This is a genomic window from Sanguibacter sp. Leaf3, assembly GCF_001425965.1.
Classification (GTDB): Bacteria; Actinomycetota; Actinomycetes; order Actinomycetales; family Cellulomonadaceae; genus Sanguibacter; species Sanguibacter inulinus.
This window is the reverse complement of record NZ_LMRH01000001.1, coordinates 1,010,194-1,025,903: the sequence shown is the minus strand read 5'-3', so window position 1 is coordinate 1,025,903 and position 15,710 is coordinate 1,010,194. Positions and strand designations below refer to the sequence as shown.

Below are 15,710 nucleotides of genomic sequence, written 5' to 3'. Positions count from 1 at the left end.
GGGCGCGACGAACTACGCTGGCCCGGTGACCACGACAGCCCCCTCCGCGCCCGCCGGCAGCACGCAGCCCGGCACCCCCGAGCACTGGGTGCTCACGCTCTCCTGCCCCGACAGGGCGGGCATCGTGCACGCCGTCGCGGGTGCGCTCGCCGAGCACGGCGGCAACATCACGGAGTCCCAGCAGTTCGGCGACGCGGAGACGCAGCTGTTCTTCATGCGGGTGCAGGTGGAGTCGACGGCCTCGCGCGAGGAGCTCGTCTCGGCTCTCGAGCCGCTCGCGGAGACCTTCTCGATGTCGTGGCGCCTCGACGTGGTCGGGCGCCCGGTGCGCACCCTCGTGCTGGTGAGCACCGCGGCGCACTGCCTCAACGACCTGCTGTTCCGGCAGCGCTCGGAGAACCTGCCGATCGACATCGTCGGGGTGGTCGGCAACCACCGGGACCTCGAGCCGCTGACCGAGTTCTACGGCAAGGAGTTCCACCACATCCCTGTCACCAAGGACACCAAGGCCGAGGCCGAGGCGCGGCTGCTCGCGCTGGTGCGTGAGCTCGACGTCGAGCTCGTGGTGCTCGCCCGGTACATGCAGATCCTCTCGGACGACCTGTGCCGCGAGCTCGAGGGCCAGGTCATCAACATCCACCACTCGTTCTTGCCGAGCTTCAAGGGTGCGAAGCCGTACCACCAGGCGCACGACCGTGGCGTCAAGCTCATCGGTGCGACGTCTCACTTCGTCACGGGCGACCTCGACGAGGGACCGATCATCGAGCAGGACGTCGAGCGTGTGGACCACACCCGCACCGTCGAAGACCTCGTCGCCCTCGGCCAGGACGTCGAGCGCCGCGTGCTGGCCCGCGCCGTGAGGTGGCACGCGGAGCACCGGGTGCTGCTCAACGGGCACAGGACGGTCATCTTCCGCTGACGCTGGGTCCTAAGACGACGACGGGCCGCACGGAGATCCGTGCGGCCCGTCGTCGTCTCTGTACCTCTCGCTAGCCGGCGTCGTCCCGGCGGCGGCGGGCGGTGATCGTCGCTGCACCCGCGACGAGCAGCACGAGGGCGAGGACGGCTGCCGCGGACGGAGCGGCGCCGGTGAGGCTCAGCCCGCCGCCCGGTCCTGACGCCCCTGCACCGCTGCCGTCGACAGCGAGCACGGTGAGCGCTGCTGACCCCTCGGTGCCCGACGCGAGCCCGACAGCCCGGATGGTGTGCGCACCGGGCTCGGTGGCGAGCGGCACGGTCACCCGGACCGACAGCGCGCCATCGTCCCCGGCTGCCCGGGCGACGAGCAGCTGCGGCTCCGAGTTGAGCCACACCTGGACGGTCTCCCCCGGCGCGAAGCCGGAGGCGTCGACCGTCAGGCTCTCGCCTGCGCGGACAGTGCTGGCGGAGAGCGTGACGACCGCGCCGTCGACGCCGTCGGTCGGGCCGTCGGTCGGTCCACCCGTCGGGCCATCTGTCGGTCCAGCCGTCGGCTCCTCCGTCGGCGGTTCGGTCGGCTCGGTCGGCCCGGCGACCTGGGTCTCCGTGAGCACGGCCACGGTCCGTGCGGGCACCGTCACCTGACCCGTCGCAGCGTCCCAGGTGGTCTCGCGCACCACGGCGTCCGACCCGTCGGCCTGCACGGACGAGAGCGCGAGCTCACGCCCGACAAGACCGTCGACGGTCTGGGTGACAGACTCCGGGCTCGCGTTGAACACCACGAGCAGCCCGTCGAGCGCCGGGTCGACGTCGGCGCCCACGGTGTCGTCGACGTGCATGACGATCACGCCGGGTGCCGCGTCGGCGCCCGACCCCGGGAAGGTGACCTTCTCGGTGATGAGCCCTGCCTCGCCGAGCCTGAACAGCGGGGTCGAGAACCGCAGGCGCATCAGGTCGGAGGCGGCTGCCTGGGCTGTCGCCATGTCGGCAGGGGCAGGCTTGAGCGCCGGGTCGGCGAGCAGCGGGCGCATGTAGTCCCACTTGTCGCCGTTCTTCTCCTCGGGAGGCAGACCGGACCCGAAGGTGTTCTCCTGGCCTGTCCAGTCGATCTCGTTGAAGTGGTCTCCCGAGTTGTAGCTGTCGCGGTCGAGCGACTTGCTGCGCAGCAGGTCCGTCCCGGCGTGCCAGAAGGACGGGGTCTGCGACAGGGTCGTCGTGGCGAGGGACAGCGTGTTCATCCGGACCCTGTCGGCCATCGAGGTCTCGACGGGCAGCTTGAGGGTGAGGATGTCGAAGAGCGTCTCGTTGTCGTGGGCATCCACGTAGGTGACGACCTCTTCAGGTGAGTCGGCGTAGCCGGCAGGCTGGCCGTTGTAGTCGATCTCGTCGCCGCGCTGGACCGTGCCCGCCGACGTCTCGAAGCTGAAGGCCCGCAGGTTCCCGGCGAGGCCGAGACGCAGGAGGTCTGTGCTGTGCGCGAGGGCCGCGAGCTCTTCGGGTGAGCCGTCGTTGAGCGTGGCGGGGTCGCTCGTGCTCGTCGGGCGACCGTTGGGGTCGGTCCCGAGCCCCGTGCCGAAGCCCTGCTGGAAGATGCTGTCACCCGAGACCGGGCTGCCTCCGTGCACGGCGTCGCGCAGGCGGTCGGAGAAGGTCCCGATGCCCGTGCCGCCGAGCTGGCCCTGGGTGGCCTGCTCGAAGAGCGCGTTGTCGGCGACCTCCCCGAAGTTCCAGCCCTCGCCGTAGAGGTAGACCGACGAGCCGTCGACCCCGTCCCTCTCGAGGGTCAGGGCGTCGAGACCAGCGCGCACGGCGAGCATGGTGTCGCGGGAGTGGTGGCCCATGAGGTCGAAGCGGAAGCCGTCGACCTTGTAGTCCCGCGCCCACGTGACGACGGAGTCGACCATGAGCCGCTCGGCCATCGCGTTCTCGGTCGCGACGTTCTCGCAGCACGTCGAGGTCTCGACGGCCCCTGTCGCGCTGAGGCGCTGGTAGTAGCCGGGAACCACACGGTCGAGCACAGACTTCTCGGACTGGCCGCTCGCCGCGGTGTGGTTGAACACCTGGTCGAGGACCACCTGGAGGTCGCTCGCGTGCAGGCCGCCGACCATGGAGCGGAACTCGGCGACGCGTGCCCCGCCGTCCTGGTTGCCCTCGGTCGCGTACGACCCCTCGGGCGCCGTGAAGTGCAGCGGGTCGTAGCCCCAGTTGAAGGCGTCGGTGCTCGCGACAGCGCCGACGGCCGCCTGCTGCTCGGTCGAGTCGGGGGCGAAGCCGCTGAGGTCGCCGGTGGTCTCCTGCAGGGCCCGGTCTTCTTCGATCGTGGCGATGTCGAAGGTCGGCAGCAGGTGCACGGTGTTGAGCCCTGCGGCCGCGAGAGACCTCAGGTGCTTCATGCCGTCGGAGTCACGGGTGAAGGCCTTGTAGGTCCCCCGCTCTGCCTCGGGGACAGACTCGTCGGAGATCGAGAAGTCGCGCACGTGCAGCTCGTAGATGCTGCGGTCGACGTCGCGCTCGACCACAGGCTGCGGGGTGTCGGCCCAGAGAGCCGGCTGGTAGGTCGGGTCCGCGAGGTCGACGAGGACGGACTGCGCGGAGTTGAGCGTGAGCGCGACGGACGAGGGGTCTGTCACGACGTTGTGCTCGACGGCGCCTGTCGAGTGGACGTAGACCTCGACGTCGTAGACGTACGCGGCGTCCTTCCATGACGCGGCACCCTGGGTGACCCAGGTCCCGTCGGCCTGCCGGACAGCAGGTACGTCGGTCGGGGTGCCCGCGGCGAGGCCGTCACCGTCGAGCCACACCCGGGTCGTCACGGACTTCGCCGTCGGCGCCCAGAGGGTCAGCGTCGGGACGTCGCCGTCCCACGTCGCACCGAGCGGGGTGTCGGCGGCGACGGTGAAGAGGTCGTCGACGACCCCGGAGACCTGCACGCCTGTCGAGTACTCGAGCCCGGCAGGGCCGGCCTGGGTGAGGCGCAGCTCTCCGGTGAGCAGACCGGCGACCTGCTCGTCGGTCACACCCGCGTCGAGGGCGAGCGCGAGGTACCCGCTGGCGAGAGGGTGCCGGGTGCGCAGGTCCTCAGGCACGCCGTCGGGCAGCAGCGTCAGCGGGAGGTCGGTGCCGTCAGGCGTCGTGACGACACCGTCCTGCACGGTGATCCCGCCGGCCGGGGCGCCGTGCAGCGTCCAGGTCCGTGCGGCGGGGTCGCCGCCCTCGGGGACGGCTGCTGTCGGGAGCGCGAGCGTCCGCGCGTCGAGCCAGAAGGCCCGCGCACCGGCACCCGGCACGCTCTGGTCTGCCTGCACTGTCATCTCCCCCGTGGTCGAGTCGAGGCGGAACATCATGGTGACCCAGTCGGACGGGACGTCGAAGACGACGTTCTCGGCCGGGAGCGCGTCGTCCCAGTCTCCCTCGAAGACCGTCTTGGTCTCGTAGGTCCCGGCCTCGAGCCGGTCTGTGGTCAAGCTGTAGACGACACCGTCTGTCGTGGACATCCACGACGCGAGGCAGGTCGCGTCCCAGTCGGCAGCGCAGCCGAGCTCGGACTGGAAGTCGCCCGCGGCGACGGCGAGGCGACCGTCCGGGCTCCCCTCGAAGAAGTGCATGACCGTGTGCGAGACGTCGTCGTAGACGAAGGTGACGTCCTGGTCGGCGGGCAGGGTGAAGGTGACGTTCCCGCCGTCTCGGCCGTAGCTCTCGCTCCAGGCGTGGTCGATCACGGCCTTGTACTCGTGCGTCCCGGCGGTGAGCGGGAAGGTCTTGGAGTACACGGATCCCGCACGCTCGGTGAGCTCGGCGGAGACGCAGGTCTGCTGCCACGCACCCGTGCAGCCCATCGCGGCGTTCATGGTGCCGGCGATCGACACGGTGACGTCACGCAGGGGGGTGGGCCCCTCGGGCTCTTCGGGGGCGGCCGCGGCGGCGACGGTCAGCACGCCTGCCGCACGGTCGAAGCTGAAGGTCGCCGTCGGCGCCTCGGCAGTCACCGTGAAGACGACGTCGCCGCCGTCCGCTCCCCCGTGGCTGGTGTCCCAGGAGAACCCCTCGACCACCTTCGCCTTGTAGGTGCCCGGGGTCAGCGCGTCGGTCGTGAAGGTGTAGGTCGTACCATCAGCACCGGCGACCAGCTGACCGCCGACGCAGGCGTCGGAGAAGTCCGCCGCGCAGCCGAGCTGGGTCTGGAAGTCGCCCGCGACCGTGAAGACAGGCTCGCCGGCCGGGCTGCTGGTGCCGAGCTTCGTGGCGGGGTCGAACCAGAAGGTCCGCGGTCCACCCGGGTGGGTGTACGAGTAGTTGCCCTCGGCGGAGTTGTGCACCCCGCCGACGCCGTAGCTGTCGGCCCAGTCCGCACCGAAGGCGTACTTGTGCTGGTACGTACCGGCCGGGATGTCGAAGGTCCCGGAGTAGAGACCGTCTTCGCCGAGCGTGAGGGCCGAGCCCTCGCAGCCCGGGGCCCAGTCGGAGCAGCCCATGGACGCGCCGTGGCTGCCGGGGACGGTGAGCCTGTCGCTCGGGTCCACGACGACCGGGGTGCCCGTGCCGTGGTCGTCGCCGATGCTCGCGGTGACGACGGTCTGGGTCAGCCTGTCGTCGGCGTCGCGCACGACGGCCCTGTACTCGACGACGGTGCCCGGCGCGAGCGCCGAGACGTCCTGGTAGACGCGCGGCGAGCCGTCGTCGACCGTGCCGAGCAGCTCCCAGTCCTGCGCACCGGCGACGCGGTACGAGAGGGTCGTCTCGGCGTAGCGCTCGGTGCCGAGGTCGACGGAGATCTCCTGCAGCCCGGCGAGGCCCTGCCCGAGCGTCGGGGTGGTGAAGGTCGCCTCGACAGGTGCAGCGTCTGCCGTGAGCGGGGCCTGCGCCTCGTACACGACGGCCGAGAGGGCGGGCACGGTGACCGAGACGGTCCCGTCGGCGCCCGACGAGACGGGCGCGGTCGTGCCGTAGAGCGGCGCGAAGGCCGCGTCGGTGGTCAGCGCTGTGAGCTCGACCGTCGACTCGGTCGTCGCGTTGTTCACGGCGACGAGGATCTCGGCCGGGTCGCTCGCCTCGGTGTCGACACGCGAGAAGGCGTAGACACCGGCCCCCGAGGCGACGTGCTGCTCGATCTGCGCGCCGTCGGACAGCGCCGGGTGGGCCGTCCGCAGGGCGGCGAGCTCGGCGATGTGCGTGTACAGCGGGGCGTCGGTGCCGTAGTGGTCACCCGCGCCCGACGACCCGTCGAGGAGCGCCTGGTCCCGGAACTCGGGGACCTGGGAGTCGAAGAGCGACTGGCGGGCGTTCTTGTCCTTGCCGTCACCGACGCTGCCGACGAAGCCCTGCTCGTCGCCGTAGTAGACGACAGGCTGCCCGCGGGTCAGGTACATGAGGGAGTGCGCGAGCTCGGAGCGGGCCAGCGGGTCGTCGGAGTCCTTGACCACGTAGCCGATGCGGCCCATGTCGTGATTGCCGAGGAAGGTCGGCAGCGCGTGCGCGTTCTTGGTCGCGGTCGTGTACCTGTCGTCACCGTCGAAGAGCAGCTGGAGCCCGCGGGCGCTGTTGCCGTTGGCGTAGGACGACGCGGCCGACTGGTACGTGAAGTCGAGGACCGAGTCCATGTCGGTGTCGCGCACGTAGGGCGAGAGCTTGACGGGGTCGGCGTCGTAGACCTCGCCGAACATGAAGAACTCGGGGTTGCCCGAGGCCGCCTTGACCGCGGTGGTCCACTCCTCCCAGAACGAGAAGTCGACGTGCTTGACGGTGTCGATGCGGAAGCCGTCGATGCCGGACTGCGCCCAGTGCGAGTAGATGTCGACGAAGCCCTGGACCACCTCGGGCTGGGAGGTGTCGAGGTCGTCGAGGCCGTCGAAGTCGCCGAGGACGACAGACTCGCCCTCCCAGGTGGAGTTGCCGCGGTTGTTGTACCGGGCCGGGTCGTTGAGCCAGGACGGCGTCTTGGCGTCTTCGAGCCCGATCGGCAGGAAGGGTGTGTACGGCTCCTGCGACGTCGGGCGGTAGGTGTACTGGCCCTCTTCGTAGTCGATGATGTCGGCCGTGTGGTTGGTGATGATGTCGAAGTAGACCTTGATGCCGCGCGCGTGGGCCTCGTCGATGAGCGCGTCGAGCTCTTCGTTGGTGCCCAGGTGCGGGTCGATGGTCGTGAAGTCGGTGATCCAGTAGCCGTGGTAGCCGGCCGAGGCGTCCGCCCCGGTGCCCTGGACCGGCTGGTTCTTGAAGGAGGGTGTCAGCCAGATCGCCGTGGTGCCGAGTCCGTCGATGTAGTCGAGGTTGTCGCGCAGGCCCTGGATGTCGCCGCCGTGGTAGAACCCCTTGTCGGTCGGGTCGAAGCCCGTGTCGAGGCGGTCCGTGGCCGGCACGCCGTCGACGAGCACTCCCCCGGTGTCGTTCGAGGGGTCGCCGTTGGCGAAGCGGTCTGTGAGGACGAAGTACATCTGCTCGTCGCCCCCGGGCTGGCGGACCGGGGCGGGAGCGTCGGCGTCGGTCGGCTCGGGGACCTCAGCCGTCGGGACGAAGCTCGTGCGGCCTGACGCGGTGTCGAAGACGACCTGCAGCTCGACCTCGCCCGCGGTGCTCAGCCGGATGTTCTCGGCGCCCGAGCCTGTGGTCCCGGAACGACCCCAGGACGGGTCGTCCCAGGTGTCGCCCGCGAGCACCTTGAGCTCGTAGTCGCCGCCGGGGACTGTGACGGTGGTCGAGTAGACCCCGTCGGTCGCCGTCGGGGCGAGCAGACCCGCCTCGCAGGCGGGCTCCCAGTCGGTGGCGCAGCCGATCTCGGACTGGAGGCTGCCCACCAGGCGCGGCGCTCCGGGTGCTGCGGTGGCCGGGGCTGCGCTCACGGTGCCGGCGACACCGGCGAGGCTCGCTCCGAGCAGGGCGACCGCAGCCAGGGCTGCGGGGTATCTCCGAGACGGGCCTCGGAGCAGGGGGAACTGACGTGATCCTGCGTGGATCATCCACGACTCCTTCGTCGAGGGCGCGCGACGGTGCGCACCCAGGTCTGATGGGCAGGACTGTACGCGTTGCTGAAACTTGCAGCAAGGGTGCGGGTGAAGGTTGCAGCGTGGCGTCAGGACGCGGCTTTTCTCCTAGACGAATGAGGGCGAGACGGGCGCGATTCTTGCAGAGATTCATCCCAGGACCGAGCGTCTGGGAGCGCTCACCGATCACCGCGGCGGCGCGGAGGCGCAGAGGCGCGGAGGCGCGGAGGCATGGAGGCGCACGACCTCGGGGCCATCCCGGATGCACGAAGACCCGGCCGCGCAGGCGACCGGGTCTTCGTGCTGTCGTGCGGTGTCAGAGCGGTGCAGCGCCCGAGCGGTTCGGTATCAGAGCGGTGCAGCGTCAGAGTGGTGCCACATCAGAGCAGCGAAGCGTCAGACCAGCCCGAGGCTGCGGACCGCGTCGCGCTCCTCGACCAGCTCGCGCACCGACGCATCGATCCGCTCGCGGGAGAAGTCGCCGATCTCGAGGCCCTGGACGATCTCCCACCGGCCGTCGCGCGAGACGACGGGGAAGGACGACACGAGCCCCTCGGGGACACCGTAGGAGCCGTCGGAGACCAGACCCGCCGACGTCCAGTCGCCCTCGGGCGTCCCGTGCACCCAGTCGTGGACGTGGTCGACGGCGGCGTTGGCAGCCGACGCGGCCGACGACGCACCGCGTGCCTCGATGATCGCGGCCCCGCGGGTCGCGACCGTCGGGATGAAGTCGTCGGTCAGCCACGACGTGTCGTCGGTCAGGGCCGTCGCGGGAGCACCGGCGATCTCGGCGTGGAAGAGGTCCGGGTACTGCGTGGCGGAGTGGTTGCCCCAGATCGTCAGGCGGCGGACCTCGGCGACCGAGACGCCGGCCTTGGTCGCCGCCTGGCTCAGCGCACGGTTGTGGTCCAGCCGCGTCATCGCCGTGAAGCGGTCGGCAGGGACGTCGGGGGCGTGCGACGAGGCGATGAGCGCGTTGGTGTTCGCGGGGTTGCCGACCACGAGGATCCGCACGTCGTCCGCAGCACCCGCGTTGATCGCGGCGCCCTGCGGCCCGAAGATGCCGCCGTTGGCCTCGAGCAGGTCACCGCGCTCCATGCCCTTGGTGCGCGGGCGCGCACCGACGAGCAGACCGATGTTCGTGCCCTCGAAGCCCTCGGTCGGGTTGTCGAAGATGTCGATGCCCGCGAGCAGCGGGAAGGCGCAGTCGTCAAGCTCCATGGCCGTGCCCTCGGCAGCCTTGACCCCCTGCGGGATCTCGAGGAGGCGCAGCCGGACGGGCGTGTCGGGCCCGAGCAGCTGGCCCGAGGCGATGCGGAACAGCAGCGCGTAGCCGATCTGGCCGGCGGCTCCTGTCACGGTGACGTTGACGGGGGTAGGGCTCATGTCACAACTCCTTCGTTCGGCACGGTCCTGGGGTGCACACACCTGCCGGACCCTGGAGGTGCGTCGACTGCACGACCTGGAGGAGCCGGACCACTCTCGATCCTGCCCTACACGGCTCGTGCACGACACTCGTACCTCGACGGGGGTTGCGCGGGGACGGACCTCGGCGACCGCGTCTCGGGTGCGTCAACGCTACTAGACTTCTCGACGTCAAGATACTTTTGGCAGAGTCCTCACCAGGAGGGATACCGTCAGACGCGGGCGACGCACAGCGTCTCGTCAGGCCGCTCCCAGGTGCGTCTGCCACCATGCTCGACGTAGACCTGCAGCCAGGGGGCCCGCGGTCACGCATCTCGTGCCGGGCAGCCCCGCGCTCACCACACCGACTCTCGACAGGACTCTCATGTCACACGACGCCCACGCACCGACGACGATCACGGAGACCGTGACCGTCCAGACCGCGGTCGACGACCCGACGACGGTCGCCGCACCGAAGCCGACCTCGCTCGCTGCGGTCGCCGGCGCAGAGCTCTTCGGCTCCTTCCTGTTCGTCTTCGTCGGTCTCGGTGCGGCGCTGTACGCGACGACCCAGGGCCTGAGCACCTTCGAGGTGGCCCTCGCCTACGGCATCGCGCTCATGGGTGCGCTCGCCGCCGTCGGGCACGTCTCGGGCGGTCACTTCAACCCGGCTGTCACGCTCGGCGCGACCCTCGCCGGGCGCACCTCGTGGCGCAGGCTCCCCGTCTACTGGGTCTCGCAGGTCGTCGGCGCCGTCGCCGGCGCCGCAGCACTCTTCGCGGCCCTGCCCGCCAGCTTCGCCTCCGAGTCCTCGGCCTACGCGACCCTGCGCGACTTCTTCTCGACGACGGCCAACGGCTACGGCGTCCACTCGGCCGCCTACCGCGCCGCCGAGACGGCCTTCTACACCCCGTACCTCGCCCAGGGCGCGACCCGTGCCCAGGTCGACGAGGCCATCACCGCGGGTCAGCTCGCAGCCCCGACCCTGCCGTCCTTCGGGACCGTCGAGGTCGTCATCTTCGAGGTCGTCCTCACGGCGCTGTTCGTCGGCATCTTCCTCGCCGTGACCGACCGCCGCGTGCGCTCACGCATGGTGCCCGTCGTCCTCGGCCTGAGCTTCGCCGCTCTGCTCGTCGTCGCGTCCCCGATGTCGAACGGCTCGCTCAACCCGGCACGCTCGATCGCCGCCGCGGTGTTCTCCGACGGCTGGGCCTTCAGCCAGCTCTGGGTGTTCCTCGTCGCACCGCTCGCCGGTGCGGCGATCGCCGCGCTCTTCTACCGCGGCTTCGCCTCGGGCCCGACCGCGCTCAGCGCTGCCGTCGCGACGGGCATGCGTGACGAGATCGCCGTCGAGGAAGAGGCCGCCGACGCGCAGGCGCGCGACTCGCTCTTCGACCGCCCGGCCACGACAGACGAGCACGACGCTGCTGACGCTGAAGCGGCTGTGACGGCCGTCGTCGTCGAGAAGACCGTCGTGGTCGAGAAGGTGGACGGAGCTGCGAAGACCGACGCTGCTCCGAAGGTCGACGGCGCTGTGAAGGGTGCCGCTGCCGAGAAGGCCGCCGGCGCCGACGGCGTCGTGACTGAGAAGACCTCGACCGGCACGAAGACTCCGACCGAGACCCCGGGGTCCCACGAGCCGACGGCCGACGAGTCCTCGACCGATAAGGCCTGACCCGATCACGCACCACACCCGCGCTGCCCCGGACCTCTCAGAGGTCCGGGGCAGCGTGCGTCAAGGGGTACGTGTCGTCGTCTCAGGTGTCCGTGCCAGCGCGCGCCATCGACGACGAGGTGCTCGGCGTCCTCGCCTCAGAGGTTCGGGGCGGTCTGCGCGAGGAAGGCCATCGCAGCGGCCAGCAGGAGGTAGAACACCACGTCGGCAGTCCGCGAGCGCACAGCGAGACCGACGACGTCTCCGGGGAGCACAGCCCGGCAGATCCCGGCGGTCACCAGCACCGCTGCGAGCGCGAGGGCGCCGGCCGAGGCACTGACGGTGACCACGAGCACGAGGACGACCACGAGCGCCCCCATGACGGCCCAGATCGCAGGGCTGCGACGCGGCTGGGCAGGCATCGGGTGCAGGCTCTGCGCGACGACGTGCTCGTGGGGCTCATCGGGCTCGTGGGGCTCTTCTGCCTCACCGCGCTCGCCTGGCGGGGCGGTCGCAGCAGCGCTGCTGAGCGCAGCGTCGTGCGCCTGCGCACCGTCGGCCAGGGGCACCGGCCCGAGGGGTCGGCCGGTCGAGTCCTGACCGGCCGTCACGTCGTCCACCGTCATCCCGCCTGCCGCTGTCGGTCTGCTCACCACTGTCACGAGCGCATCACCCGACCGAGACTACCGTTGGCTGCATGCATCGAACGCCTTCCCCCGCCGCGCCGTCGTCTGTGGACCACCCTGCGGACACCGTGACGGAGCCGTCTGCCGCTCGACCGGTCGCACCGCCGGCTCCAGAGGACCTGTCGGTCCTCGTCGTCGGGGCCGGTCTGGCGGGCGCGCAGACCGCCGCGGCGCTGCGGTCCCACGGCGCCACCGGACGCATCACCGTGCTGGGCGCCGAGGGGATCGCCCCCTACGACAGGCCGCCGCTGTCGAAAGAGCTCTTCACCCGCACGTCGCCGGCCTGGCTGGTCGACGAGACCGGTGCCGACCTCGACGTGCTGGCCGACGAGACCGTCCTCGACGACCCGGCCGTCGCGCTGACCCTGGGCGCAGACGGTGGGCCGAGCGTCGTCACGACGGCGTCAGGTCGCACCATCGCGGCCGACGTCGTGGTCCTGGCCTGCGGCTCGGAACCGGTCCGCCCGGTCGGGTGGGACAGCGCCACGACCCTGCACACCGCAGCGGACGCCGAGGCGCTGCGGGCGTCCCTGTCGCCAGGCCGTCGTCTCGTCTGCGTGGGGGCCGGCTGGATCGGGGCCGAGGTGGCCGGTGCTGCTGCCGCCCAGGGGGTCGAGGTGACCGTCGTCGAGGCTGCGCCCGTCGCGCTCCACCGCCAGCTCGGTGCGCAGGTCGGCGCGCTGCTCGCCGGCTGGTACGAGAAGGCCGGTGTCACGCTGGTCACCGGTGTGACCGTGACGTCTGTCGGCCCCGAGGGTGTGCACGTCGACCACGGGACGCACCGGGAGATGATCGGCGCCGACGTGGTGCTCGCCGCCGTCGGTGCCCGCCCGGCGACGGGGTGGTTGGCGGGCACCGTGCCGACAGGGCCACGCGGAGACGTGCAGACCGACATCCACGGCCGTGTGCTCGCGGGACCAGGGTCTGCATCCGGTGAGAGCGCAGCCCCGGAGACTGCCGCCTCCCAGCCTGCGGTCTGGGCCGTCGGCGACTGCGCCACGCGCGCGGACGACGTGTGGGGCCAGGTGCACGGAGGCCACTGGTCTGCGGCGCTGCTGGACCCCGGCACCGTCGCACGCTCGATCCTCGGCCTCGAGACCCCGCCGGTCCCGGCGCCCTACGTGTTCTCGACCCAGCTAGGTCACGACCTCGCCCTCTTCGGCCTGCCGGACCCGACTGCGGACAGCGTCGTGCTGCGCGGCGACCCGTCGACCCCGGGGACCGGCTGGGTGGCGTGCTACGTCGGCGGGTCCGGGACCGTCACGGGGATCTTGGCGGTCGACTCTCCGCGCGACGTCGCCGCGGCACGACGCCTGATGGCTCAGGGCCCCGCGCTCCTGGACCTCGACAAGGTGGCCGATCCCACGGTCCCGCTCAAGGCGACGGCAGCTGCCACGCCCAGCTCGGCCTGACCTGGAAGACGCGATCACCCCCAGAACCGGAGAGCCCGGCCTGACCATGAGGAGGTCAGGCCGGGCTCGTCCCGTCTCAGTGTGCGAAGTGGCGCGTCCCCGTGAGGTACAGCGTGACCCCGGCGGCCTCGGCCGCGGCGATCACCTCGGCGTCGCGGACCGAGCCGCCCGGCTGGACCACGGCACGGACACCCGCGTCGAGCAGCACCTGGAGCCCGTCGGCGAAGGGGAAGAAGGCGTCGGAGGCCGCGACGGCCCCGCGAGCGCGCTCGACGTCACCGGAGTTGGCGCGCTCGACCGCGAGGCGGCACGAGTCGACCCGGTTGACCTGTCCCATGCCGACCCCCACGGAGGCCCCGCCGTCGGCGAGCAGGATCGCGTTGGACTTCACGGCGCGCACGGCACGCCACGCGAACTCGAGGTCGGCGAGGGTCTGGGCGTCAGCGGCCTCACCTGTCGCGAGGGTCCAGCTCTCGGGCGAGTCGCCACCGGTCTCGGAGGCGGCGTCGACGCGGTCGACCTCCTGGACGAGCAGGCCGCCGCTGATCGGACGGGTCTCGACGGTCGCGGACGGCGCGCCGTCGACCTGGAGCAGGCGGATGTTCTTCTTGGCGCTGAGGATCTCGACGGCCTCGGGCTCGAAGCCTGGCGCGACGACGACCTCGGTGAAGATCGGGGCGATCTGCTCCGCGGCGGCCTTGGTGATGATGCCGTTGGCCGCGATGACGCCGCCGAAGGCGCTCAGCGGGTCGCAGGCGTGGGCCTTGGCGTGCGCGTCGGCGATGTCGTCGCCGACCGCGATGCCGCAGGGGTTGGCGTGCTTGATGATCGCGACCGTCGCGCCCTCGTGGTCGTGGGCGGCGCGCCACGCGGCGTCGGCGTCGACGTAGTTGTTGTAGCTCATCGCCTTGCCGTGCAGCTGGACGGCCTGGGCGAGGCCGCCCGTCGCACCCTCGGCCACGTAGATCGCAGCACCCTGGTGCGGGTTCTCGCCGTAGCGGAGCACGTCCGAGCGTGTCCAGGTGGCACCGCGCCAGGACGGGAAGCCCGTCGAGACGCCCAGACCGTCGGGGCCGTCGGTCAGCACGACGTCCGTCGGCGAGACGACCTCGCTCATCCACGTGGCGACGGCGACGTCGTAGCTCGCGGTGTGCACGAAGGCCTGCGCGGCGAGCGCCTTGCGGTGCGCGTAGGTGAACCCGCCACCCTGGACCGCGGCGACGACCTCGGGGTACGCGGCGGGGTCGACGACGACGGCGACGCTCGGGTGGTTCTTCGCGGCGGCGCGGACCATAGACGGACCACCGATGTCGATCTGCTCGACGCACTCGTCAGGCGTCGCGCCCGAGGCGACTGTCGCCGTGAACGGGTAGAGGTTGACGATCACGAGCTCGAAGGGCGTGACGCCGAGCTCGTCGAGCTGCGCGAGGTGGTCGGCCTTGCGGGTGTCGGCGAGGATGCCGGCGTGCACGCGCGGGTGCAGGGTCTTGACGCGTCCCTCGAGGCACTCGGGGAAGCCCGTGAGCTCTTCGACCCCGGTGACGGGCACACCCGCGGCGGCGATGGTCGACGCGGTCGACCCTGTCGAGACGATCTCGACGCCGGCTGCGTGCAGCGCCTGGGCGAGCTCGGCGAGGCCGGTCTTGTCGTAGACGCTGACGAGGGCGCGTCGGACGGGGCGCTGCGAGTCGTCGGCGAGCTGGGCGACGGGCTCAGCGGACGGGTGTGCTGCGGACATCAGGGGTCTCCTCCGGGCTGCGGTTCTCGTGAGACCGCCCGTCCAGGTGCGACGAGCGGTGACGTGGACCCAGGCGCCCAGGCGGGCGGCGCAGCTGCGGGGGCGTTCCGGTCGCTCCCCGGTGGTGAACCCCACCCTCGCCAGTCGCGACCGAGATCCAGCCTAACCGAGATCGGACGCAGCCTGAAGGGGATGTGGCTGACGGGAGACCAGCCCAGGGGTCGTCCCTGCCGTCAGACCTCAGGCGTCCCGACGACGACCCTGCGGCCCTCGACGCTCAGGCCGCCACGGGCGATCTTGCCGACCCACTCCACGAGCAGCGCACGCTCGACGGCCTTGATGCGCTCGTGGAGCGTCGGCTCGTCGTCACCGTCCTCGACGGCCACGGCTGCCTGCGCGACGATCGGGCCCGTGTCGACCCCCTCGTCGATGAGGTGCACTGTGCAGCCGGTGATCCGCACCCCGTGCGCGAGGGCGTCCCGGACGCCGTGCGCGCCGGGGAAGGCCGGGAGCAGCGCAGGGTGGGTGTTGAGGGTGCGTCCGCCGAAGGACGTGAGGAAGCTGCGGCCCAAGATCCTCATGAAGCCCGCGCTGACGACGTAGTCCGCGTGGAAGACCGCGACGGTCTCGGCGAGAGCACGGTCCCAGTCCTCGCGGGACGCGAAGTCGGAGGGCTCGACGACAGCGCACGCGACACCTGCCGCGCGGGCGTGGTCGAGGGCTCCGGCCCCGGGCTTGTCGGTCACGACGGCGACGACCCGGGCGCCGTAGGCCGGGTCTGCCTGGGCGTCGAGCAGGGCCGCGAGGTTGCTGCCCGCTCCCGAGGCGAGGACGACCACCCGAGCGGGCGATCCCTCGGTGCGCCCCACGACGGGGACGACGTGGCCGGACGGGGTACGGACGGGGTCACCAGGAGTCACG

The 15,710-nt window shown here is 71.3% G+C and carries 8 protein-coding genes and 1 riboswitch; of the genes, 3 read left to right on the top strand and 5 right to left on the bottom strand.

The window, feature by feature from the left end; genetic code table 11:
* Nucleotides 1-25 precede the first annotated feature (25 nt).
* The gene (gene purU, locus ASG53_RS04400; RefSeq protein ID WP_056128948.1) at nt 26-919 is read left to right on the top strand and encodes a formyltetrahydrofolate deformylase; all 894 of its coding nucleotides are present in this window, start codon (nt 26-28) and stop codon (nt 917-919) included.
* A 70-nt stretch (nt 920-989) separates the two neighbouring features.
* Here the strand turns inward: purU and pulA are convergent, their stop codons facing one another.
* Together pulA and ASG53_RS04390 are read right to left on the bottom strand one after the other, a co-directional pair.
* Nucleotides 990-7,871, bottom strand: a complete 6,882-nt coding sequence (gene pulA / locus ASG53_RS19380; protein WP_082543765.1) for a pullulanase-type alpha-1,6-glucosidase — start codon at nt 7,869-7,871, stop codon at nt 990-992.
* A gap of 420 nt (nt 7,872-8,291) precedes the next feature.
* Complete coding sequence (locus ASG53_RS04390) at nt 8,292-9,281, bottom strand: malate dehydrogenase (RefSeq protein WP_056128946.1); 990 nt, start codon at nt 9,279-9,281, stop codon at nt 8,292-8,294.
* A 403-nt stretch (nt 9,282-9,684) separates the two neighbouring features.
* Here ASG53_RS04390 and ASG53_RS04385 point away from each other — a divergent pair, with 403 nt between their 5' ends.
* Entirely contained in the window at nt 9,685-10,974 is a 1,290-nt protein-coding gene (locus tag ASG53_RS04385; RefSeq protein WP_056128944.1) for an MIP/aquaporin family protein, read from the top strand.
* 137 nt (nt 10,975-11,111) lie between these two features.
* Here the strand turns inward: ASG53_RS04385 and ASG53_RS04380 are convergent, their stop codons facing one another.
* On the bottom strand, nt 11,112-11,579 hold the full coding sequence (locus ASG53_RS04380; protein WP_056128941.1) for a DUF3017 domain-containing protein: 468 nt from the start codon (nt 11,577-11,579) through the stop codon (nt 11,112-11,114).
* Between the two features lie 71 nt (nt 11,580-11,650).
* On the opposite strand from ASG53_RS04380, the gene ASG53_RS04375 reads away from it, so the two are divergent.
* Nucleotides 11,651-13,051 (top strand): NAD(P)/FAD-dependent oxidoreductase, encoded by a 1,401-nt coding sequence (locus tag ASG53_RS04375; protein WP_082543764.1) that lies wholly within the window; start codon nt 11,651-11,653, stop codon nt 13,049-13,051.
* 76 nt (nt 13,052-13,127) lie between these two features.
* On the opposite strand, the gene purH is transcribed toward ASG53_RS04375, so the two are convergent.
* On the bottom strand, nt 13,128-14,789 hold the full coding sequence (gene purH / locus ASG53_RS04370) for a bifunctional phosphoribosylaminoimidazolecarboxamide formyltransferase/IMP cyclohydrolase (protein ID WP_056128939.1): 1,662 nt from the start codon (nt 14,787-14,789) through the stop codon (nt 13,128-13,130).
* A 68-nt stretch (nt 14,790-14,857) separates the two neighbouring features.
* Nucleotides 14,858-14,947: riboswitch (ZMP/ZTP riboswitch) on the bottom strand.
* 75 nt (nt 14,948-15,022) lie between these two features.
* Complete coding sequence (purN, locus tag ASG53_RS04365; RefSeq protein ID WP_082543763.1) at nt 15,023-15,709, bottom strand: phosphoribosylglycinamide formyltransferase; 687 nt, start codon at nt 15,707-15,709, stop codon at nt 15,023-15,025.
* Nucleotide 15,710: the final 1 nt, after the last annotated feature.

What these genes read in the sequence shown, in the direction of transcription:
- ASG53_RS04385 (WP_056128944.1), top strand. Translation starts at nt 9,685, where the DNA reads ATGTCACACGACGCCCACGCACCGACGACGATCACGGAGACCGTGACC.
- ASG53_RS04375 (WP_082543764.1), top strand. Translation starts at nt 11,651, where the DNA reads ATGCATCGAACGCCTTCCCCCGCCGCGCCGTCGTCTGTGGACCACCCT.
- purH (WP_056128939.1), bottom strand. Translation starts at nt 14,789, where the DNA reads ATGTCCGCAGCACACCCGTCCGCTGAGCCCGTCGCCCAGCTCGCCGAC.
- ASG53_RS04390 (WP_056128946.1), bottom strand. Translation starts at nt 9,281, where the DNA reads ATGAGCCCTACCCCCGTCAACGTCACCGTGACAGGAGCCGCCGGCCAG.
- pulA (WP_082543765.1), bottom strand. Translation starts at nt 7,871, where the DNA reads ATGATCCACGCAGGATCACGTCAGTTCCCCCTGCTCCGAGGCCCGTCT.
- ASG53_RS04380 (WP_056128941.1), bottom strand. Translation starts at nt 11,579, where the DNA reads ATGACGGTGGACGACGTGACGGCCGGTCAGGACTCGACCGGCCGACCC.